A 21,554-nucleotide genomic window follows, 5' to 3' on the forward strand; every position below is an offset into this window, starting at 1 on the left:
CCCTCCCGCCCCCAGGACGCGGGCACCTGGGTGGACGCCGACATCACTCCCGCGTCCGCCCCCGTCTTCGGAGAACCTCTACCTGAAGACGTGCTTCACCTGGAAATGTCGGAAGAACAGGTCCAGCTGGGCACGGAGTCCTTCGCCACAGCGCGCGCTGGGGACGCTGCCCGGCTCGCCGAGCGCGTGCGGGGGCGGGACGTCCTCCTCGTGAGTGACGCCGACACGTTCCTCGCGCAGGTGTCCGAGGCGCTCGCCGTGCTCCAGGCCCATGCGGCCTCCGTGTGGCTTCAGCATCCGGATGCGCCGGTGGCGTACCGGCTGGTGCTGCGCGACGAGGCGGGCTTCCGGGCGTGGCTGGCGGAGGTGGCGCCGGGGAAGCTGCGCATCATCCAGCGCGCGGACGGCTTCGAGTTGACGACGAGCGTGGGCAAGCTGCCGGGCCCGGACCGCAACGGCCCGTCCGTGCCGGTGCGCGGCGGACGCCAGGACATCGCCACGCTGAGGCGGGAGCTCACCCGCTTGAAGGGACGCTTCACCACGTCGGACGACCTGTGCCTCGTGCCCTCGTTCGGCACGGAGCTGTTCCAGGTCGCGCGGGCCCTGGGCGGCACGTACACGGCGCCGGAGCGCGCGCTGTTCGACACGCTCTGCCTCGTGTACCCCACGCCCGCGGGCGCGCGGGACGGGGGTTCCCCGCAATCACGGTGAGGGACGTCTCCCGCCCGCCTGCCGGGCACGCGAGGCCGCCGGAACACAGGGACGAACGGAACGCATCTGCTTGAGGCCGTGTGCCCCGCTCGCTACTACCCCCCGCGTCCCGTGCGCTCTACAGTGCCGCGCGCCTTGATTCCTGAATCAAATCAGATGGAGGGCGGTATCCCCCCTCCCGGAGGTTGTAGATGGTCGCCGTAACCGAGCCCGCTGCCCGTTCCCCGGAGGTTCCCGCCGGAGGCACCTTCCTCTTCCAGGAAGTGGGCGCCACCCGCATCCTCACCCCGGAGGGCTTCTCCGAGGAGCAGCGACTCTTCTTCAAGACGGCGCTCCAGTTCTGCCGTGAGCAGGTGCTGCCGCAGGCCACGCGCATCGAGGCCAAGGACAATGCGCTCCTGCGCGACCTGCTGCGCCGCGCGGGCGACCTGGGCCTCTTGAGCGTGGACATCGCGGAGACCTACGGCGGCACGGGCCTGGACAAGACGACGTCGCTCCTGCTCGCGGAGGCCATGAGCCTCCTGGGCTCCTGGTCGGTGACGTCCAGCGCGCACACCGGCATCGGCACGCTGCCCATCGTCTGGTTCGGCAACGAGGCGCAGAAGGCGAAGTACCTGCCGAAGCTCGCCACGGGCGAGTGGGTGGCCGCGTACGCGCTGACGGAGCAGGGCAGCGGCAGCGACGCGCGCGGGGCGAAGACGAAGGCGGTGAAGAGCGCGGATGGCCAGCACTACCTGCTCAACGGCTCCAAGCTCTACATCACCAACGCGGCCTTCGCGGACGTGTTCGTCGTCTTCGCGCAGGTGGACGGCGACAAGTTCACCGGCTTCATCGTGGAGAAGGACACCCCGGGCCTCACCGTGGGCCCCGAAGAGCACAAGATGGGCATCCGCGGCTCGTCCACCTGTCCGCTCTACTTCGAGGACGCGAAGGTTCCTGTCGAGAACCTGCTGGGCGAGCTGGGCAAGGGCCACCGCATCGCCTTCAACATCCTGAATTACGGGCGGCTGAAGCTGGGCGCGGCCGTCATCGGCGGCATGAAGCTGCAGCTGCAGAACGCGCTCAAGTTCGCGCAGGAGCGCAAGCAGTTCAAGGCGCCCATCGCCACGTTCCCGCTCATCCGCGAGAAGCTCGCGCGCATGGCGGCGCTCGTCTACGCGGTGGAGAGCATGACGTACCGCACCGCCGGGCTCGTTGACGGGCGGCTCGCGGCCAAGGAGCGCACGGAAGCGGACTACGACGCGCACGTCATCGCCGCGATGGAGGAGTTCGCCACCGAGGCCTCCATCATGAAGGTCTTCGGCTCCGAGGCCCTGAACTTCGTCGTGGACGACGCGGTGCAGGTGCACGGCGGCGCCGGCTACATCGAGGAGTATCCGGTGGAGCGCGCCTTCCGCGACGCGCGCATCAACCGCATCTTCGAGGGCACCAACGAGATCAACCGCATGCTCATCACCGGCATGCTGCTCAAGCGCGCGGTGAAGGGCGACCTGCCGCTGTTCGCGCAGGGGCGCTCGGTGTCGGAGGAGCTGAACCGGGGTGAGCGTCCCCGCGCGGGCCGGCAGGACGCGCTCGCCAACGAGGAGGTCGCCGCCGAGTGCGCCAAGCACCTGGCCATCCACGGCATGCGGCTGGCCGCGGAGACGTTCGGCACGGAGCTGGACAAGCACCAGGAGGTCATGGCCGCGCTGGCGGACGTGGTGATGGACGCCTACGCGCTGGACTCCATGGTGACGCGCACCCGGCAGGCCGCCGCCAGCGGCGTGCAGGACCCGATGCGCGTGGCCCTCGTCCGGCTGTACGCGATGGAGTCCACCACGCGCGCCTTCGAGCGCACCCGCCGCGCGCTGTGCTCCATCCTCAAGGGGGACGTGCTCGCGCTGGAGCTCAAGCGGCTGTCCGCGCTGGACGCCTTCACGGCGTACGACCCGGCGGAGCTGCGTGAGACGGTGGTGGCTGGCCTGGAAGAGGCCGGCGGCTACCCGTACAACCCGCTGTAGGAATTCTCCGGGCCCTGGGGCCCTGGGGCTCAACGCCTCAGGGCATCCGGGACACGGCGTCCAGGCCGAAGCTGACCCGTGCCCGCCAGGGCGCGGGCGGCAGGTGCTCCAGCGCCATCAGCGCTTCCAGCCGCTGGAGCATGTCCGGCCGCAGCCGGCCGAACGTCGCGCCGAACCCCGGGGTGACGGCCTCCGTGGAGCCCTTGCGCGGCAGGGTGGACGTCCACGCCACCTCGCCGTGCAGCAGCAGGGGGCCCTCCTTCATGTCCATCTCCAGGAGGAAGGGCACGCCCACCTGCACCTCGCGGGGCAGGGCGGGGGCTTCCACCTCCAGGCCCACGCCACCGCGGGAGATGTCGCGCACGATGAAGGACGGGGCGCGGGTGTCCACCTCCTGCGCCCGCAGGTGCAGCGGCATGCGCGGGAAGCGGCGCAGGCCGTTCTGCTCCTCCTGGGCGAAGATGTGCTGGAGCACCGCGTCCAGGCCGCTGCGGTCCTCCGCGCCGTCGTAGCGCACGGTGAGCAGGAAGCGCTCGCCCGGGCGGGGCTCCACCTTGACGACCTCGCCCAGCACCTCCACCGGGCGCGGCATGCCGCCCGCGTGCATCTCGAAGGTGAACCGGGTGCCCAGGGGCAGCGCCTTGCGCGTCTCCAGGGTGACGCCGCCCTGGCCCACGCTCCGGGTGTACTCGCCGACCAACGACTGCGGCGTCTTGTAGGCCACCTTCAGTCGAACGTTCGTATCCACGTACCCACCACTCTCCGGCGGGCGGCGGGAAAACTCAAGTTCACCCCACCGCCAGGGTTGGGCCGGAGACCCACACCTCCCGGATGTCCAGCGCCGAGCGCGCGGTGTTCCAACCTGTTGCGCTTTCTTGACCCCCCCCAGGGGGGCGCGTATGTATGCCGGCCGCAGAGGGGTAAGAAGTGGGAAGGAGTGGTGGTCCGTCCCGCGTCAGGCTGAAAAGGTGGATCATCCCGCGTGTTCCGAGGCGTCTATGAGCACCAGATCGACGCGAAGGGGCGCACCAGCCTCCCGGCGAAGCTCCGGGAGACCCTGGTGGGCGCCTACGACGAGCGGCTCATCGTCACCACGGCCCTGGACCCCTGCCTCCACGCCTACCCGGTGCGGGAGTGGGAGGCGTTGGAGACCGCGCTCGCCCGGCGCAACCCCATGGAGCCGGGGGTCAAGACGTTGATGCGGCTGTACGTGGCCAGCGCGCAGGAGTGCCCGTTGGACAAGCTGGGCCGGCTGCTCATCCCGCCGTCGCTCAGGACGTACGCGAAGCTGGAGAAGGACGTGGTGTGGGCGGGGATGGTGAAGGTGATTGAGCTTTGGAGCCTGGACGGTTGGGCGAAGGCGCAGGCGGATGCGCGCCAGGAAGCCAACTCCCAGGACGTGTTGAGGGTGCTGGGCGAACTGCGCCAGCCGTAGCCAGGAAGTCGACAGCAGCCGGAAGTCCTCCAAGTAGTTCTCCGTGGAAGGGTGGCAGCGCATGGACCAGGTGCAGGAGGTTCGACGCAACAGGGCGGCGCTGGCGGGCTCCGAGCGCGTGGAGACGCTCATGCTGGAGGGCGAGCTGGGCGAGGACGACCTCACGAAGCTCTGCGAGGACCTGATGCACCGGCTGCACCGGGGCATCCGCCAGGTGGTGCTGGACTTCGCGGACGTGTCGCACCTGAACTACCGGGGCGTGCGCCCGCTCGTCGCCCGCACGGATGCGTTCCGCCGCGCCGGTGGGGACGTGAAGCTGTCCGGGCTGTCGCCGTACCTGGCCGCCATCTTCCGCGCGGCCGGCGCCCACGACGCCTTCGAACTGTACCCGCACATGAACGATGCCCGGGCGGCCTTCTCGCTCGCTCGCGCTCCCTTCGTCTGAACCCCTGAACCTCGCCCGGGCCCCCCTCGTGGACTTCCAGCACCAGACCGTCCTGCTCCACGAGGCGGTGGAGGTCCTGCTCCCGGCGGAGGGCAAGGTGATCCTCGACGGCACCCTCGGCGGCGGCGGCCACTCCGAAGCGCTCCTCGCCCGGGGCGCCACGGTGGTGGGCGTGGACCGCGACCCGGTGGCGCTCGCGGCGGCCACGGCCCGCATGGGCGGCCACGCGCGCTTCCAGGCCCGGCAGGGCAACTTCGCGGAGCTGTTCCAGGTGGCGAAGGATTTGCTCCCCGTGGACGGCGTGCTGGTGGACCTGGGCGTGTCCTCGCCCCAGCTGGACGTCGCGGAGCGCGGCTTCTCCTTCATGAAGGACGGCCCGCTGGACATGCGCATGGGCGACACCGGCCCCACCGCCGCGGAGCTCATCGCCATCACCGACGAGCGCGACCTCGCGCAGATCCTCCGTGACTACGGCGAAGAGCCCTTCGCGCGGCCCATCGCCCGGGAGCTCAAGCGTGCGCTGCCGCAGCGCACGCTGGAGGCCGCGGAGGTGGTGAAGCGCGCGGTGCCGCGCAAGGCGTGGCCGGACCGCATCCACGTGGCCACCCGCACGTTCCAGGCGCTGCGCATGGCGGTGAACGGGGAGTTGGAGGCGCTGGACGCGCTGCTGGCCTCGCTGCCGGCGCTCCTGAAGGTGGGGGGCCGCGCCGCCGTCATCTCCTTCCACTCCCTGGAGGACCGCAAGGTGAAGGAAGCCTTCAAGGCCCTCGTGGGAGGCTGCAGCTGTCCGCCGGGCTTCCCGGTGTGCGTGTGCAACAGCCAGGGCGACTTCGCCCTCGTGTCCAAGAAGGCCGTCGCGGCTTCCGATGCGGAAGTCCAGGCCAACCCCCGCTCTCGTAGCGCGCACCTGCGCGCGGTGGAGAAGATCCGATGAGCAAGGTCCTTCCGCGCAACACCGTGTCCCTGGCCGGCGTGCTGATGCACCTGCTGCCCGCCGTCGCGCTCTTCGCGCTGTTCGCCGCGGTGGGCATCCTCCACGTGACGAGCCGCGTGCTCGTGGTGGACATGGGCTACCGGCTGTCCACCGCGGAGGGCGAGAGCCGCTCGCTGACCCGGGAGCACGACCGGCTCAAGCTGGAGCTGGCCACGCTCAAGGCCCCCGGCCGCCTGGAGCGCGTGGCGCGCGAGCAGCTGGGCATGGCCATGCCCAAGGGCGGCGCGGTGGTGTCCGTGGCCGACGAGCGCGTGAAGGACGCGCGCACCGCGCAGGCCCGTTCGTCGGCGCCGGCCGTCCGCGTGGCGGAGCGGGGGACCCAGCGGTGAGGGACTTCAAGGGCGCGCGGGCACCTGAATCCAACGCGAAGTGGCTCAAGCTGCGGGTCCAGCTGCTGTTCGGGCTGTTCCTCACGCTCTTGGGCACCGCGTTCGCCCGCGCGGTCTACCTCCAGGTCTTCCAGCAGGAGAAGCTGCGGGGGCTGGCGCAGGACCAGTACGTCCGGCAGATCGACATCCCGGCCCGCCGCGGCGACATCTTCGACCGGCGCGGCACGCCGCTCGCCCAGAGCGTGGAGGTGGACTCCATCTGGGTGGACCCGTCGCTGCTCCCGGACGTGCGGCAGGCGTCGCGGCTGCTCGCGAAGGCCGTGCACCTGGACCCCAACGACGTCGCCTCGCGCCTGGGCCGCGCCAAGCGCTTCGCGTGGGTGAAGCGCCAGGCGAAGCCGCAGGAGGTGGCCGCGGTGAAGGCGCTGGGCCTCCCGGGCCTGGGCTTCACCAAGGAGCCCAAGCGCTTCTACCCCCAGCGCGAGCTGGGCGCGCACATCGTCGGCATGGTGGGCCGGGACGGCCACGGCCTGGAGGGGCTGGAGCTGGCGTTCCAGGACGAGCTGTCCGGGCAGAACGCGCGCACCTCCGGCTTCCGCGACGCCAAGGGCCGCAAGCTGATGGTGCAGGGCGCGTTGGATCCGCTGGAGCGCCAGGGCGCCGCGGTGACGCTCACGCTGGACCGGCACCTCCAGTACGTCGCGGAGAAGGCGCTGGCCAAGGCCGTGGACGACGCGAAGGCCATCGCCGGCATGGCGGTGGTGTTGGACCCTCGCACCGGCGAGCTGCTGGCGCTCGCCAACAACCCGCGCTTCAACCCCAACACGCCGGAAGACGGCGTGAAGAATGCCATCCGCAACCGCGCCGCGCTGGACGCCTTCGAGCCCGGCTCCACGATGAAGGCCTTCGTGGTGGCCGCCGCGCTGGAGCAGAAGAACATCACGCCGGACTCGCTGTTCTTCTGTGAGAACGGGGCGTGGCGCATTGGCCGCCACACCGTCAACGACACCCACCCGCACGGCTGGCTGACCCCGGAGGGCATCCTCCAGGTGTCCTCCAACATCTGCGCCGCCAAGGTGGCGGAGGCCCTGGGCCGCGAGAAGCTGGTCGCCGCCTACCACGCCTTCGGCTTCGCGGAGCGCACGGGCCTGGCGCTGACGGGGGAGAGCCGGGGCAGCATCCCGTTTCCGAAATCGGACATCTCCCTGGCCACCCAATCCTTCGGCCAGGGCATGACGTCCACCGCCGTGCAGCTGGCGGCGGCCTACGGCGCGCTGGCCAATGACGGCGTCCTGATGCGCCCGTACCTCGTCTCCAGGGTCGTGGACCCGGACGGCGTGGTGCTGCTGGAGAACCAGCCCACGGAGCTGCGCCGGGTCGTTTCCCCGAGGGTGGCGCGGCAGGTCGTGGGCATGCTCGAGAGCGTGGTCGTCAAGGGAGGGACCGCTCCCAAGGCCGCCATGGAGGACTACCGCGTGGCCGGAAAGACGGGCACCGCCCAGAAGGCGGACCCGGTGGCGCGGGGGTATTCCGACAAACGCATCGCGTCTTTTGCGGGCATGGTGCCGGCCGAGGCCCCGCGCGCCGTGATTCTCGTGATAGTGGACGAACCGAAGACGGACGTATACGGGGGGAACGTGGCTGCCCCTGCCTTCAAGGAAATCGCTACCGCTGCCATGGCCCACCTGGCCGTGCCCCCGTCCCGTACGGTGGCACCCGCCGAGGTGGCTGCGGCCGCTGCGTCTCCGGTGCCCCCTCCGGCATCGAAGGCGTCGGCGAAGGCCGTCCCGGTACGGGCGGCCCTGGCGGAAGCGGTGACCGAGACTCCGGAGCCCGGCACGGTGCGTGTGCCGGACGTCCAGGGTCAGGCGGGTCGTGAAGCCGTGGTGAAGTTGCTTGCCGCGGCGTTGGAGCCACAGCTGCAAGGCAGTGGACGAGTGGTGTCTCAGACCCCCCCCGCCGGTGCGCTGGTGGAGAAGGGGGCCCGGGTGACGCTGGAACTGGCGACGCGGCAATGAGGCCGTGTCCTTTCCAGGCCCCGCATCAGCAATGCGTGTGAAGGGGAAGAGATGAAGCTGACGGATGTCCTCGCAGGGTGTGGAGCCGAGCAGACCTCGGGCGGCCGTTCCGCGGTCGACGTCACGGGAGTGACGCAGGATTCGCGGCGCGTGAAGCCGGGGGACCTCTTCATCGCCGTGCCCGGCCTGAAGGAAGATGGGGCCCAGTTCATCGGTGAGGCCGTGTCTCGCGGTGCCGTGGCGGTGGTGTCGGAGAAGCAGGGGCAGTCCTCGCAGGTGCCGTTCTTCAAGGTGAGCAGCGCGCGCAAGGCGCTGGCCCTCATCGCGGCGAACTTCTACGGCCGCCCCGCCGACAAGCTGACGCTCCTGGGCGTCACGGGAACGAACGGGAAGACGACGACGACGTACCTGCTGGAGGCCATCCTCGCGACGGCCGCCATGTACTCGGGCTCCTCCGCTCCCGGCGTCATCGGGACGCTGGGCTACAAGTTCGGCGGCAAGACGACGGAGCTGGCCAACACCACGCCGGACCCGCTGGAGCTGCACCGCATCTTCCGCGAGATGGTGGATGCCGGGGTGGAGACGGTGGTGATGGAGGTGTCCAGCCACGCGCTCGCGCAGGAGCGCGTGCACGGGCTCACGTTCAAGGCCGTGGGCTTCAGCAACCTGTCCCGCGACCACCTGGACTACCACAAGGACCTGGAGGAGTACTTCCAGGTGAAGCGCAAGCTCTTCGCGGAGAACCTCGCCGCCACGGGCACCGCGGTGGTGAACGGCGACGACACCTTCGCCAGCCGCATCTACAACGAGCTGCGCGGCCAGAAGCGCATGGCGTGGAAGTTCAGCCGCCTGGGGCCCGGTGAAATCTCCGGCTCGGACGCGACCTTCTCCCTCAAGGGCATCGAGGCCACGCTCAAGACGCCCGCGGGCGACATCAAGATCAAGAGCAAGCTCTTGGGCCCCCACAACCTGGAGAACATCCTCCTGGCGACGGGCATCGCGCTGGGCGCGGGCATCTCGCGCTCGGACGTGAAGAGCGGCATCGAGCTCGTGTCCAAGGTGTCCGGCCGCATGGACCGCGCGGAGAACCACCGCGGCGGCCCCGCGCCGGCCGTGCTGGTGGACTACGCGCACACGGATGACGCGCTCAAGCGCTCCATCGAAGCGGCGCGCACGCTGGCCAAGGGCCGCGTCATCGTCGTCTTCGGCTGCGGCGGTGACCGCGACAAGGGCAAGCGTCCGCTGATGGGCGCCGTGGCCGCGGAGGGCGCCGACCTGGTGATGGTGACCAGCGACAACCCGCGCACGGAGGACCCGGAGGCCATCATCGCGGAGGTGACGCCGGGCCTGGAGAAGGGCGGCCTGCGCCGCATCTCCGCGGGCAAGGCGAAGGTCGGGGAGAAGGGCTACCTCGTGGACGCGGACCGCCGCGCCGCCATCGAGCAGGTCATCAACCTGGCCAAGGACGACGACGTCGTCCTCATCGCCGGCAAGGGCCACGAGACCTACCAGACGGTGGGCAGCGAGAAGCACGCCTTCGACGACCGCGAGGTCGCCGCCAAGGCACTGGCCAACCGCATCCCGGGCTGAACCGAAGGTCCACCGCCACCTCCCGCTCCTCCCTTCATGGCCGCTCGATTCTCCGACGATGAGGTGGTGCAGGCGACCGGTGCGACCCGTCGCGGGGAAGCAGTCCCCGCGGGGTTTCCCGCCGTCTGCACCGACACGCGGTCGCTCACCCCGGGGTGCCTCTTCGTGGCGCTCCAGGGCGAGCGCTTCGACGCTCACGACTTCGTGGACGGCGCCATGCGTGGAGGGGCTGCGGGGGCGGTGGTGAAGCGGGGCAGGGCGCTGCCGGCCCTGCCCGCGAACTTCACGCTCTACGAGGTGGAGGACACCCTGGCCGCGCTGGGCGGCCTGGGCGCGCTGCACCGCCGTCGCTTCCGCATCCCGGTGGCGGCGGTGGGGGGCTCCAACGGGAAGACGACCACCAAGGAGATGGTGGGCGCCATCCTCGCCACGCGGGGCCCCGCGCTGAAGACCGAAGGCAACTTCAACAACGAGGTGGGCGTCCCCCTGACGCTCTTCCGGCTGGAGCCGTCCCACGTGGCGGCGGTCATCGAAGTGGGGATGAACCAGCCGGGCGAAATCGAACGGCTGACGCGCCGGGTGCGGCCCGACGCGGGCGTCATCACGGTGGTCCAGCCCGAGCATCTGGAGGGGCTGGGCAGCCTGGAGGGCGTGGCCGAGGCGGAGGGCGAACTCTTCCGCGAGCTGCTGCCCCAGGCCACCGCGGTGGTGAACCTGGACGACGCGCTCATCGTGCGCCAGGCCACGCGCAGCGGCGCGAAGCAGCTCACGTTTGGCCGCGCGGAGGGCGCCGACGTGCGCCTCACCGGCATCCAGACGCTGGGCCGCGACGGCATGGTGGCCACGGTCCGCCATGCCCAGAAGGACTGGCCGGTGCGCCTGCACTTCGTGGGGCCGCACAACGCGCAGAACGCGACCGCGGCGTTCGCGACGGCGCTGGCGCTGGGCTACTCCCCCGAGGAGTGCGTGCGGGGCCTGGAGACCGCGCGGCCGTACGCGCGGCGCCTCAACATCCTGGATGGCCAGAACGGCGTGATGGTGGTGGACGACTGCTACAACGCCAACCCCGCCTCCATGGAGGCGGCGCTCGTCACGCTGGGCACGCTGGTGCCGAAGGGCGGCCGGGCGGTGGCGGTGCTGGGCGACATGCTGGAGCTGGGCGCGGGCGAGTACGAGGCACATGCCCAGCTGGGCGAGCTCGTCGCGCGCCATGCCTCGCTGGTCGCGTTCTTCGGGCCCCGGTCCTCCGGCGGCCACCAGAGCGCGAAGCTGGGAGATGCTGGCGCGCACTTCACCGACGTGGAGCCCCTGGTGGCGTGGTTGACGCCCCGGCTCGCCCCCGGTGACGTGGTGCTGGTGAAGGCCAGTCGCGGCATGCGACTGGAGCGCGTGGTGGCCGCCCTGACGGGCACGGTCGCCCCCCAAGGGAGTCACTAAGTGCTGTACCTCCTGTACGAGCTCATCCAGAACACGGAAGCGGGGCGCGTCCTCAACTTCCTGCGCTACCCGACCTTCCGCATCATCGCCGCGGGCGTCTTCGCCCTGCTCCTGGGAATGCTCATCGGCCCCCGCCTCATCGCGCGGCTGCGCCTGAAGCAGCACGGGCAGAGCAACGTGCGCGAGGACACCCCGGACTCGCACCAGAAGAAGAAGGGCACGCCCACCATGGGCGGCGCGCTCATCCTGCTGTGCATCGCGGCGGGCACGCTCCTGTTCGCGGACCTGAAGAGCCGCGGCGTCTGGGTGATGATCCTCCTCACCTTCGGCTACGGCTTCATCGGCTTCCTGGATGACTGGCTGAAGCTGTCCAAGCGCAACTCCAAGGGGCTCGCCGGGCGCAAGAAGATGGTGCTCCAGACCCTCTTCTTCCTCATCGCCGTCTTCGGACTGATGTGCACCTGGACGAAGGCGGACGGCTCGTTCGGGCCCACGCTGCTCATCGACACGCGGCTGACGCTGCCGTTCGTGCCGTCGCACTGGTTCAACCCGGACCTGGGCTGGTTCTACGTCGTGTTCGCGTGGATCGTCATCGTGGGCACGTCCAACGCGGTGAACCTCACGGACGGCCTGGACGGGCTGGCCATCGTGCCCACCATCGTGTCAGCGGTGACGTTCTGCGTGCTCTGCTACGTGGCGGGCACCACGCTGCACATCGCGGACACGGAGACGGTGAACGGCGTCGCGCGCCTCACCGCCACGCCGCTGTACCGCTACCTGGGCATCCTCCAGGTGCCGGGCGGCGCGGAGCTGGCCGTGTTCTGCGCGAGCATCGTGGGCGCGGGCATCTCCTTCCTCTGGTTCAACACCTATCCGGCGTCCGTGTTCATGGGCGACATCGGCTCGCTGGCCCTGGGCGGCGCGCTGGGCGCGCTGGCCGTGTTCTCGAAGAACGAGGTGGTGTCTGCCATCATCCACGGCATCTTCTTCGCAGAAGCGCTGAGCGTGATGATCCAGGTGGCCTCGTTCAAGATGACGGGGCGGCGCGTCTTCAAGATGGCGCCCGTGCACCACCACTTCGAGCTCAAGGGAATGGCCGAGCCGAAGATCATCGTGCGTTTCTGGATTGTCGCCATCCTCTGTGGTGGCGTGGCCCTGCTGTCCCTGAAGCTGCGCTAGGCGCGAAAAGGGGTCTGTCCCGCCCATGAGCACGTCGCTGTCCGGTCGGAAGGTCGCGGTCTTCGGGCTGGCGAAAAGCGGCGTCGCCGCGCTGCGCCTGCTCCTGCAGCATGGCGCGAAGGTGACGGCGCTGGACGCGCGCTCGGAGGACGCGCTCGGCGACGTGGCGAAGGAGCTCCAGGCGAAGGGCGTGACGCTCGTCACCGGCGCCACGCCTCCGGGGCTGCTCACCCGCCAGGACCTGGTGGTGGTGAGCCCGGGCGTGCCGCTGTCGCTGCCGGAGCTGGAGGCGGCGCGCACCGCGGGCGTCCCCGTGTGCGGCGAGATTGAGCTCGCGTGGCGCTTCCTGGAGTACGCCGGGGCCACGCGGCTCCTGGGCATCACCGGCACCAACGGCAAGAGCACCACCACGGCCCTCACCGGGGAGCTGTACGCCAAAGGCGGCCAGCGCACCTTCGTGGGCGGCAACCTGGGCCGTCCGCTGGCGGAGGCCGCGGTGTCGCCCGGGGACTGGGATGCGCTGGTGGTGGAGCTGTCCAGCTTCCAACTGGAGGGCATCCACACGCTGCGCCCCCTCGGCGCGGCCATCCTCAACCTCACGCCGGACCACCTGGACCGCTACGCGGACCAGGGCGAGTACGGGGCGGCCAAGGCGCGCATCTTCATGAACCAGGACGCGGGCCGCGACTTCGCGGTGGTGAACGCGGACGACGCGGCGGTGATGACGCTGGCGGCCTCCGCGCGCGTGCCCGTGTACGGCTTCAGCCTCACCGGCCGCCCGGTGGTGGACGCGCCAAAGCTCGCGGGGCTCGCGCTGGCCCAGGACGGCGGCTTCCGGCTGGAGTTCGCGGGCGAGGACTTCACGCTGACGAACCGCGCGCTCCGGGGCGCGCACAACGCCCAGAACGCGATGGCCGCCGCGCTGCTGGCCCGGCTGGGCGGCATCTCCCGGGACGCGGTGCAGGCGGGGCTGGACAGCTACCCGGGCCTGCCGCACCGGCTGGAGAGCGTGCGCGTGCTGGACGGCGTGGAGTGGGTGAACGACTCCAAGGCTACCAACGTGGACTCGGTGCTGGTGGCGCTCCGGGCGTTCGCGGGCGACGTGTGGCTCATCGCGGGCGGCAAGGGCAAGGGCGCGCCCTACGCGCCCATGGTGGAAGCAGGGCAGGGGAAGGTGAAGGGCGTGCTGACCATGGGCCAGGACGCGGACGCGCTGGCGCGGGCGTACGCCAATGAGGCGCCGGTGCACGCGTGCGGCACGCTGGACGCGGCGGTGGCGAAGGCGCGCGGGCTCGCGAAGGCGGGGGACACGGTGCTGCTGTCCCCGGCGTGCGCGTCGTACGACCAGTTCAAGAACTTCGAGGACCGGGGCGACACGTTCAAGCGCCTCGTCGGGGCGCTCTGACCGTCATGAAGACCTCTCCTCCGGCCGCCCCCGTGCGGTTCGACCCCATCCTGCTGTGCGCCGTGCTGGCGCTCGTCACGCTGGGCCTGGTGATGACGTACTCGGCCAGCGCCGTGCTCGCGCAGGACAAGCTGGGTGACAGCCTCTACTTCCTCAAGCGCCAGCTGGTGGCCGCGGGCCTGGGCGTCGTCGCCATGGCGGTGATGATGAAGCTGGGCTGGCGGCGGCTGGCGCGGCTGGCGTACCCGCTGCTCATCGTCGCCATCGTGCTGATGGTGCTGGTGGCCATCCCCGGCATCGGCACCACGGCGGGCGGCGCGCGCCGGTGGATCCGCGTGCCGGGCTTCAGCATCCAGCCGGCGGAGATCGCCAAGTTCGCGTGGCTCGTCTACCTGTCCTATTCGCTCGCGAAGAAGCGGGAGAAGGTGGCCACGTTCTCCATCGGCTTCCTGCCGCACCTGGCCCTGTGCGGCATCCTGGTGTTCCTGTGCATGCTCCAGCCGGACTTCGGCAGCAGCGTGCTCCTGGTGTTCATGCTCTTCGTGCTGCTGTTCGCGGCGGGCACGAAGCTCAGCTACCTCGTGGGGTCGGTGCTGCTCGCGCTGCCGCTCGCGTTGGTGGCCATCAGCACCAGTCCCTACCGCATGAAGCGCATCCTCGCGTTCATGGACCCGTGGGCCCACCGTCACGACGTGGGCTACCAGGTGGTGGAGTCGCTGATGTCCATCGGCTCCGGCGGCATCACCGGCCTGGGGCTGGGCGACGGCCGGCAGAAGCTGTTCTTCCTGCCGGAGGCGCACACGGACTTCATCTTCTCCATCCTCGGTGAGGAGCTGGGCCTCATCGGCGTGGGCCTGCTCGTGTCGCTGTACGCCGTCGTCCTGTGGCGCGGCATCCGCGCGAGCCTCGCGGCGGGGGAGACCTTCGGCACCTACCTGGGCCTGGGCATCAGCTCCATCATCGCGTTCCAGGCCACGGTGAACATGTGCGTGGCCATGGGCCTCTTGCCCACGAAGGGGCTGACGCTGCCGTTCGTGTCCTACGGCGGCACGTCGCTGGTGGTGCTGATGGGCTCCGCGGGCGTGCTGCTGTCGCTGAGCGCGAACACCCAGGGCGCGTCCAGGCCGGTGCGCGCGGGGACGACGGACCTGCGGGAGGTGACGGCGTGAAGGTGCTCATCGCGGGCGGCGGCACCGGAGGCCACCTCTTCCCGGGCATCGCGCTGGCCGAAGAGGTCGTCACGCGCCACCATGCCAACGAGGTCGTCTTCGTGGGCACCGAGCGGGGCCTGGAGGCCCGCGTGGTGCCGAAGGAGGGCTACCCGCTGGAGTTCGTGAAGGTGCAGGGACTCAAGGGCAAGGGCTTCTGGGGCCTCATCAAGGGGCTGCTCGCGCTGCCGATGGCGTTCCTCGCGTCGTTCCGCATCCTGTCGCGCCAGAAGCCGGACGTGGTGGTGGGCGTGGGCGGCTACGCGAGCGGGCCGGTGGTGCTGGCCGCGTGGATGATGGGCATTCCCACCGCCATCCAGGAGCAGAACGCGCTGCCGGGCCTCACCAACAAGGTGCTGGGCCGCATCGTGAAGGTCGTCTTCACCGCCTTCGAGGAAGCCAGAGCGTTCTTCCCCGAAGCCAAGGTGCAGATGATTGGCAACCCCATCCGCCGCAAGCTGATGGACAACTACCTGCGCAGCAGCGCGGCGCACGAGAAGTTCTCCGTGCTCATCTTCGGCGGCAGCCTGGGCGCGCGCGGCCTCAACAACCGCATGCTGGACGCGCTGGACTTCCTGGGCGACCTGAAGGACCAGGTCTCCTTCGTGCACCAGACGGGCAAGAACGACCTGGAGACGGTGAAGAAGGGCTACGCGGACAAGGGCTTCGGCGCGCAGGCCACGGTGGTGGAGTTCATCGACGACATGTCCTCCGCCTACGCCCAGGCGGACCTCGTCATCTGCCGCGCGGGCGCCACGTCGCTGGCGGAGCTGACGGTGTGCAAGAAGGCCAGCATCCTGGTGCCCTTCCCGCACGCGACGGACAACCACCAGGAGGTGAACGCCCGGGCGCTGGTGGACGCGGGCGCGGCGCTGATGTTCCGCGAGGCGGAGCTCACCGGGGAGCACCTGGCCCAGACGCTGCGCGGGCTGATGACGGACCCGGTGAAGCTCAAGCAGATGGCGAAGAAGGCCGGCATCCTGGGGCGGCCCGCGGCCGCGAAGGAGCTGGCGGACGTGTGCGTGGACCTGACGACGCAGGCCTGGGGTCCCCAGGGCCGCGACCGCGGGTCGAAGGACGAGAAGAAGGCACCCGGGAGCAAGGCATGAGCAAGTCCGTCGCGAACAAGCCCGGCAGCCTCTACAAGACGCGCCACGCGGCGCACGTGCACTTCGTGGGCGTGGGCGGCATCGGCATGAGCGGCATCGCGGAGGTGCTGCTCAACCTGGGCTACCGCGTCTCCGGCTCCGACCTGCGCGAGAGCGACATCACCCGCAGGCTCGCGAAGCTGGGCGCCACGCTCTACGAGGGCCACCGGGCGCAGAACCTGGTCCACGCGGACGTGGTCGTCATCTCCTCCGCGGTGCGCAAGGACAACCCGGAGGTGGTGGCGGCGCGCCAGCGCAAGATTCCCGTCATCCCGCGCGCGGAGATGCTCGCGGAGCTGATGCGCCTGAAGTACGCGGTCGCCGTCGCCGGCAGCCACGGCAAGACGACGACGACGTCCATGGTGGCCACGGTGCTGTCCGCGGCGGGGCTGGACCCCACGGCGGTGGTGGGCGGCAAGGTGAACGTGCTCGACTCCAACGCCAAGCTGGGCAAGAGCGAGCTGATGGTGGTGGAGGCGGACGAGTCCGACGGCAGCTTCCTCAAGCTGCACCCGTCCATCGCGGTCGTCACCAACATCGACCCGGAGCACATGGACCACTACGGCAACCTGGAGACGCTCCAGTCCGCCTTCGTGGAGTTCTGCAACCGCGTCCCCTTCTACGGCCTCAACGTGCTGTGCCTGGACAACCCCAACGTCCAGGCGCTCCTGCCCCGCATCGAGAAGCGCTTCGTCACCTACGGCAGCTCGCACATGGCGGACTACCGGCTGGAGGGCATCAGCCTGGACGGCTTCACCACCACCTTCCACGCGTACCGCCGGGAGGAGGACCTGGGGGAGTTCCGCGTGCGCATGGTGGGCGCGCACAACGCCTTCAACGCCCTGGCCGTCGTGGCCATCGCGGAGGAGATGGACATCCCGCTGGAGACGGTGCGCGGCGCGCTGGCCGAGTTCGGCGGGGTGCAGCGCCGCTTCACCGTGCGCGGCGAGGTGGGCGGCATCACCGTGGTGGACGACTACGGGCACCACCCCACGGAGGTGATGGCCACGCTGTCGGGCGCGCGCCGGGCCTTCGGCCGCCGGGTGGTGGCCGCCTTCCAGCCGCACCGCTACACGCGCACGCATGACCTGATGAAGGAGTTCGCCACCGCGTTCAACGACGCGGACGTGCTCTTCGTCACCAGCGTGTACGCCGCCGGCGAGGAGCCCATCCCGGGCGCCACCGGGGACGCGTTGGCGGAGGCCATCCGCGCGCACGGGCACCGCGACGTGACGTTCGTGGAGAAGCGGGTGGACGTGGCGAAGGCGCTCCAGGAGCGCGTGCGCGAGGGCGACCTGGTGCTGACGCTGGGCGCGGGCGACATCACCCAGGTGGGCCCGGATTTGTTGACCCTGATGGGCGGCGCGGCGAAGGGCGGGTAGGGGATGGAGGCGGGTGTCGCCACTGTGCTCGCGGCGCGCGTGGCGCGGCTGCCGGGCCTGGACGTGAAGCCGGGCGAGCCCCTGGCGCCGCTCATCAGCGTGCGCGTGGGCGGCCCGGCCGAAGCGCTGGTGCGGCCCCGCTCGCCGGATGCGCTGGTGGAGTTGCTGCGCTTCGCCCGCGAGGAGGGCGTGCCCGTCACGGTGCTGGGCGGCGGCGCCAACACGCTGGTGGGGGACGGCGGCGTGCCGGGCCTCACGGTGAAGCTTCCTCCGGACTTGTTCCCGGAGGTGGTGGACGTCGGCCCGGACGGCGGGCAGGTGACGCTGGGGACGGGCGCCGCCATCGCGCGGCTCGTCAACGTGATGCGGGCGCAGGGGCTGGTGGGCGCGGAGTTCCTCGCGGGCATCCCCGGCACCCTGGGCGGCGCGGTGACGATGAACGCCGGCACGAAGAACGGCGAATGCTTCCGGGTGGTGGACGCCATCGAGGTGGCCACGGTGGACGGGGTGGGGTGGCTGGACAAAACGCAGGTGCCGCACACCTACCGTCACGCCACGCTGCCGCCTGGAGGTATCGTCACGCGCGTGCGCTTCGTGCTTCCCAGGGGTGACGTGGTGGCGAGCAAGGCCGCGATGGACGCGGACCTGGGCTACAGGAAGCGCACGCAGCCGTTGAGTCAGCCCAACTTCGGCAGCGTGTTCACCAACCCGCCGGGCGACCATGCCGGGCGGCTGATTGAACTTGTCGGCCTGAAGGGGCACACCCTGGGGCGTGCGCAGGTGTCCCCGCTGCACGCCAATTGGATCGTCAACCTGGGCGGCGCCACCGCCCGCGACGTGCGCGGCCTCCTCACCCTGATGCAGACGCGGGTGCTGGAAGCCACGGGCGTCACCCTGCAACCCGAAGTCAAATGCGTCGGAGTGTTCCTGCCATGAGCGTCGGTCCCCGAGGCTTCACCCCGGAAGAGTTGAAGTCGAAGCGCGTGGGCGTGCTGTTCGGCGGCCTCTCCTCCGAGCGCGAGGTGTCCCTGCGCACCGGCGCCGCGGTGGCCGGCGCGCTCCGCGGGCTGGGCTACGACGTGGTGGACATCGACGTGGGCAGGGACCTGCCCGCGCGCCTCATCGCGGAGAAGGTGGACGTGGCGTGGCTCGCGCTGCACGGCCGCTACGGCGAGGACGGCTGCATCCAGGGCCTGCTGGAGGCCATGTTCATCCCCTACACCGGCAGCGGCGTGATGGCCTCCGCGGTGGGCATGGACAAGGTGTACGCGAAGGAGATCTTTGTCTCGCGCGGCATCCCCACGCCGCCCTACCGCGCCTTCGCCTCGGCGGAGGCGGCGCTCGCGGAAGGCGACCGCCTGCCATTCCCCTTCCCGGTGGTGGTGAAGCCCAGCCGCGAGGGCAGCAGCGTGGGCGTGCACATCTGCAAGACGCGCGACGAGTACACGGCCGCCGTGAAGGAGGCTGCGACGCACGCGGGCACGCTGCTCGTGGAGCAGTTCATCAAGGGCCGCGAGGTGCAGGGCGGCGTGCTGGACAACGAGGCGCTGGGCGTCATCGAGGTCAAGGCGGCCCGCGAGTTCTACGACTACGAGGCCAAGTACAAGGCGGGCAGCGGCACCCAGTACCTCTTCCCCGCGCCCCTGCCTCCGGACCTGTACGCGCGCGTCAACGCCGTCTCCCTCGCCGCGCACGTGGCGCTGGGGTGTGCGGGCGGGTCGCGCTCGGACGTCATCGTCACGGAGTCCGGTGACGTATTCCTGCTGGAAATCAACACGCTGCCCGGAATGACGGCCTCCAGCCTGCTGCCGAAAATCGCGGCGGGGCGGGGCATCGACTTCCCGGCGCTGTGTGAGCGGCTGCTCCAGGGCGCTTCGCTCAAGGCTTGAGGCGCTCCCCGTCTTCTTGGAGTTCCGGCCCCTTATAGGGCCGGGGTGTCCCCGCGGGCCGCTACAGCCACATGCCTGTAGCCAAAAACTGGCGTGAAGCGATCTCCGCACGCAGCATGCGCCTCCCTACCCATGGCCTTCGGCAAGAACAAGAAACGCCGTCAACTGGACGCCGCATCGCGCAACAGCGCGGTGAAGGGCGCTGTCCGCTCGCACGGACCGACGGTGGGCAAGGCCCTGGGGCTGACGGTGGTGACGGCCGCGTTGGTGTGGGGAAGCATCGAACTGCGCGCCTGGGCGCGGGTGTCTCCGCGCTTCGCGCTGGAGTCGGTGACCTTCTCCGGGCTGGAGCGGGCGTCGCGCGCGGAATTGCTGAAGCTGTCCGGGCTGGCGGCGGGACAGAACCTCTGGTCGCTGGAGCCGGCGGCGCTCGCGCGGGCCATGGGGCAGCACCCCTGGGTGCGCACGGTGGAGGTGACGCGGCGGTTTCCGCGTGGGGTGTCGGTGGAGGTGGCGGAGCACGCGCCCGCGGCACTGGCGGTGCTGGGGGACCTGTACGTGCTGGACGAGGAGGGCGAGCCCTTCAAGCGCGTCACCCCGGGGGACGGGCTGGATTTGCCGCTCGTCACGGGGTTGGAGCGCGAGGCCTACGTCGCGGACGCGGACGCGGTGCGTGCGCGCTTCCGCGAGGCGCTGGATGTAACCCGTGCTTATGCGCGGTTGTCGCCCGGGCGATCCGAGCGGCTGTCCGAGGTGCGCCTGGAGAACAGCGGGCTTGCGCTGGTGACGACGACGGGGCAGGAGGTGCGCCTCGGCGTGGGCGATACGGAAGTCAAGCTCCAGCGGCTGGCGCGCGTTCGTCGCGAGCTCAGCACGAGGGGGCTTGCAGCCGAGATCATTCGCCTGGATAACCGTGCCCGACCGGGTTGGGTGGCGGTGAGGCTTTCGAGCGGGTCCGACTCCGAGAGGAGCGGGGGCTCGACGCAGTGAGGATGCTTCCTTCACGAAAGTGAGGGGGCCTGGGAGGTTTCAATGGCGAAGCAGAAGTCGGGGGAGATCATCGTCGGCCTCGACATTGGCACGACGAAGATCTGCGCCATCGTGGGCGAGCTGACTGATAGCGGCATCGACATCATCGGCATCGGCACGCACCCGTCGAAGGGTCTGCGCAAGGGCGTCGTGGTCAACATCGAGGCCACGGTGTCGTCCATCCGTCGCGCCGTGGAGGAAGCCGAGTTGATGGCCGGGGCGGAGATCTCCCATGTGTACACGGGGATCGCCGGCGGCCACATCAAGGGCTTCAACTCCCAGGGCATCGTCGCGGTGAAGGACAAGGAGGTCCGCGAGGCGGACATCGCGCGCGTCATTGACGCCGCGAAGGCGGTGGCCATCCCCCTGGACCGGGAGGTCATCCACGTCCTGCCCCAGGAGTTCATCATCGACGACCAGGGCGGCATCAAGGAGCCCCTGGGCATGGCGGGTGTGCGCCTGGAGGCCAAGGTGCACATCGTCACGGGCGCCGTCTCCAGCGCGCAGAACATCGTCAAGTGCGCGAACCGCACGGGCCTGAACGTCTCCGACATCGTGCTGCAGCCGCTGGCGTCCGCGGAGGCGGTGCTGAGCGAGGACGAGAAGGAGCTGGGCGTGTGCCTCGTCGACATCGGCGGCGGCACCACGGACATCGCCATCTTCTCCGGCGGCTCCATCGTCCACACGGCCGTCATCGCCCTGGGCGGCAACAACCTGACGAGCGACATCGCCATCGGCCTGCGCACCCCCGCGCACGAGGCCGAGCGCATCAAGCAGAAGTACGGCTGCGCGCTCGCGTCGATGATCAACAAGGACGAGACGATCGAAGTGCCCAGCGTGGGCGGCCGTCAGCCGCGCGTCCTGGGCCGGCAGATCCTCTCGGAGATTCTTGAGCCGCGCGTGGAGGAGATCTTCCAGCTCGTGCACCGGGAGATCCAGAAGTGCGGCTACGAGGACCTGCTCGCGTCCGGCATCGTCATCACGGGTGGCTCCACGCTGCTCGCGGGCATGCCGGAGCTGGCCGAAGAGGTGCTGGGCCTGCCGGTGCGTCGGGGCATGCCGCGCGGCATTGGCGGCCTGGTGGACGTGGTGAAGAGCCCCATGTACGCCACGGGCGTGGGCCTGGTCGTCTACGGTGCCAAGCACATGGACCGGCGCATGTTCCGCATCCGCGAGGACGGCAACGTCTACAAGAAGGTGAAGGGCCGGATGCGCGAGTGGCTGGAAGAGATCTTCTAGAAGTCTCCGGCGTCATGCCGCGCTGAGTCAGGGCTCCCTTCGGGGGGCCCTTTCTCGTTTCAGGGCTGACGCGTCAACGGCGCACGTTGACGCGTCAGAGGGGGACGCGCGGGGGT

19 protein-coding genes are annotated in these 21,554 nt (G+C 70.3%); 18 read left to right on the forward strand and 1 reads right to left on the reverse strand.

All coding sequences use genetic code 11. The features are described from left to right. Together D7X12_RS13730 and D7X12_RS13735 are read left to right on the forward strand one after the other, a co-directional pair. On the forward strand, positions 1-711 hold a 711-nt coding region (locus D7X12_RS13730; RefSeq protein WP_439329366.1), incomplete at its 5' end, for a hypothetical protein. Between the two features lie 191 nt (positions 712-902). Then, complete coding sequence (locus D7X12_RS13735) at positions 903-2,711, forward strand: acyl-CoA dehydrogenase FadE (protein WP_120625731.1); 1,809 nt, start codon at positions 903-905, stop codon at positions 2,709-2,711. A gap of 37 nt (positions 2,712-2,748) precedes the next feature. Here the strand turns inward: D7X12_RS13735 and D7X12_RS13740 are convergent, their stop codons facing one another. After that, positions 2,749-3,459: a PilZ domain-containing protein gene (locus tag D7X12_RS13740; protein ID WP_120625732.1), complete on the reverse strand. Its 711-nt coding sequence runs from the start codon at positions 3,457-3,459 to the stop codon at positions 2,749-2,751. Between the two features lie 234 nt (positions 3,460-3,693). Between D7X12_RS13740 and mraZ the strand changes: the two genes are divergently transcribed. The 16 genes from mraZ to ftsA all read left to right on the forward strand — a co-directional run bounded on the left by mraZ (position 3,694) and on the right by ftsA (position 21,438). Beyond that, the gene (gene mraZ / locus D7X12_RS13745) at positions 3,694-4,146 is read left to right on the forward strand and encodes a division/cell wall cluster transcriptional repressor MraZ (protein ID WP_120625733.1); all 453 of its coding nucleotides are present in this window, start codon (positions 3,694-3,696) and stop codon (positions 4,144-4,146) included. Positions 4,147-4,207: 61 nt separating this feature from the next. After that, entirely contained in the window at positions 4,208-4,591 is a 384-nt protein-coding gene (locus tag D7X12_RS13750; RefSeq protein WP_120625734.1) for an STAS domain-containing protein, read from the forward strand. A 28-nt stretch (positions 4,592-4,619) separates the two neighbouring features. Then, positions 4,620-5,525 (forward strand): 16S rRNA (cytosine(1402)-N(4))-methyltransferase RsmH, encoded by a 906-nt coding sequence (rsmH, locus tag D7X12_RS13755; protein ID WP_120625735.1) that lies wholly within the window; start codon positions 4,620-4,622, stop codon positions 5,523-5,525. After that, entirely contained in the window at positions 5,522-5,914 is a 393-nt protein-coding gene (gene ftsL, locus D7X12_RS13760; RefSeq protein WP_120625736.1) for a cell division protein FtsL, read from the forward strand. Before rsmH ends, ftsL begins: the two co-directional genes overlap by 4 nt. Next, the gene (locus tag D7X12_RS13765; RefSeq protein WP_120625737.1) at positions 5,911-7,932 is read left to right on the forward strand and encodes a PASTA domain-containing penicillin-binding protein; all 2,022 of its coding nucleotides are present in this window, start codon (positions 5,911-5,913) and stop codon (positions 7,930-7,932) included. Before ftsL ends, D7X12_RS13765 begins: the two co-directional genes overlap by 4 nt. A gap of 51 nt (positions 7,933-7,983) precedes the next feature. Then, a complete protein-coding gene (locus D7X12_RS13770) occupies positions 7,984-9,522 on the forward strand; it encodes a UDP-N-acetylmuramoyl-L-alanyl-D-glutamate--2,6-diaminopimelate ligase (RefSeq protein ID WP_120625738.1) in 1,539 nt (512 codons plus the stop codon). A gap of 36 nt (positions 9,523-9,558) precedes the next feature. After that, positions 9,559-10,959 (forward strand): UDP-N-acetylmuramoyl-tripeptide--D-alanyl-D-alanine ligase, encoded by a 1,401-nt coding sequence (locus D7X12_RS13775; protein ID WP_120625739.1) that lies wholly within the window; start codon positions 9,559-9,561, stop codon positions 10,957-10,959. Then, a complete protein-coding gene (gene mraY, locus D7X12_RS13780; RefSeq protein ID WP_120625740.1) occupies positions 10,960-12,138 on the forward strand; it encodes a phospho-N-acetylmuramoyl-pentapeptide-transferase in 1,179 nt (392 codons plus the stop codon). It abuts the gene before it with no gap. Positions 12,139-12,163: 25 nt separating this feature from the next. Then, complete coding sequence (murD, locus tag D7X12_RS13785; protein WP_120625741.1) at positions 12,164-13,543, forward strand: UDP-N-acetylmuramoyl-L-alanine--D-glutamate ligase; 1,380 nt, start codon at positions 12,164-12,166, stop codon at positions 13,541-13,543. A gap of 5 nt (positions 13,544-13,548) precedes the next feature. Continuing rightward, positions 13,549-14,712: a putative lipid II flippase FtsW gene (gene ftsW, locus D7X12_RS13790; RefSeq protein ID WP_120625742.1), complete on the forward strand. Its 1,164-nt coding sequence runs from the start codon at positions 13,549-13,551 to the stop codon at positions 14,710-14,712. Then, complete coding sequence (gene murG, locus D7X12_RS13795; protein ID WP_120625743.1) at positions 14,709-15,860, forward strand: undecaprenyldiphospho-muramoylpentapeptide beta-N-acetylglucosaminyltransferase; 1,152 nt, start codon at positions 14,709-14,711, stop codon at positions 15,858-15,860. The genes ftsW and murG overlap by 4 nt, the downstream gene beginning before the upstream one ends. After that, positions 15,857-17,281 (forward strand): UDP-N-acetylmuramate--L-alanine ligase, encoded by a 1,425-nt coding sequence (gene murC / locus D7X12_RS13800; protein ID WP_120625744.1) that lies wholly within the window; start codon positions 15,857-15,859, stop codon positions 17,279-17,281. The genes murG and murC overlap by 4 nt, the downstream gene beginning before the upstream one ends. 3 nt (positions 17,282-17,284) lie before the next feature. Further along, a complete protein-coding gene (murB, locus tag D7X12_RS13805; RefSeq protein WP_120625745.1) occupies positions 17,285-18,217 on the forward strand; it encodes a UDP-N-acetylmuramate dehydrogenase in 933 nt (310 codons plus the stop codon). Continuing rightward, entirely contained in the window at positions 18,214-19,170 is a 957-nt protein-coding gene (locus D7X12_RS13810) for a D-alanine--D-alanine ligase (protein ID WP_120625746.1), read from the forward strand. Before murB ends, D7X12_RS13810 begins: the two co-directional genes overlap by 4 nt. 132 nt (positions 19,171-19,302) lie before the next feature. Further along, a complete protein-coding gene (locus D7X12_RS13815) occupies positions 19,303-20,160 on the forward strand; it encodes a cell division protein FtsQ/DivIB (RefSeq protein ID WP_120625747.1) in 858 nt (285 codons plus the stop codon). A 42-nt stretch (positions 20,161-20,202) separates the two neighbouring features. Then, positions 20,203-21,438 carry a cell division protein FtsA gene (gene ftsA, locus D7X12_RS13820; protein ID WP_120610305.1) on the forward strand — a complete coding sequence of 412 codons (1,236 nt, stop codon included), beginning with the start codon at positions 20,203-20,205 and terminating at the stop codon, positions 21,436-21,438. Positions 21,439-21,554: the final 116 nt, after the last annotated feature.

Source organism: Corallococcus sicarius (genome assembly GCF_003611735.1).
In the GTDB taxonomy this organism is placed as follows: domain Bacteria; phylum Myxococcota; class Myxococcia; order Myxococcales; family Myxococcaceae; genus Corallococcus; species Corallococcus sicarius.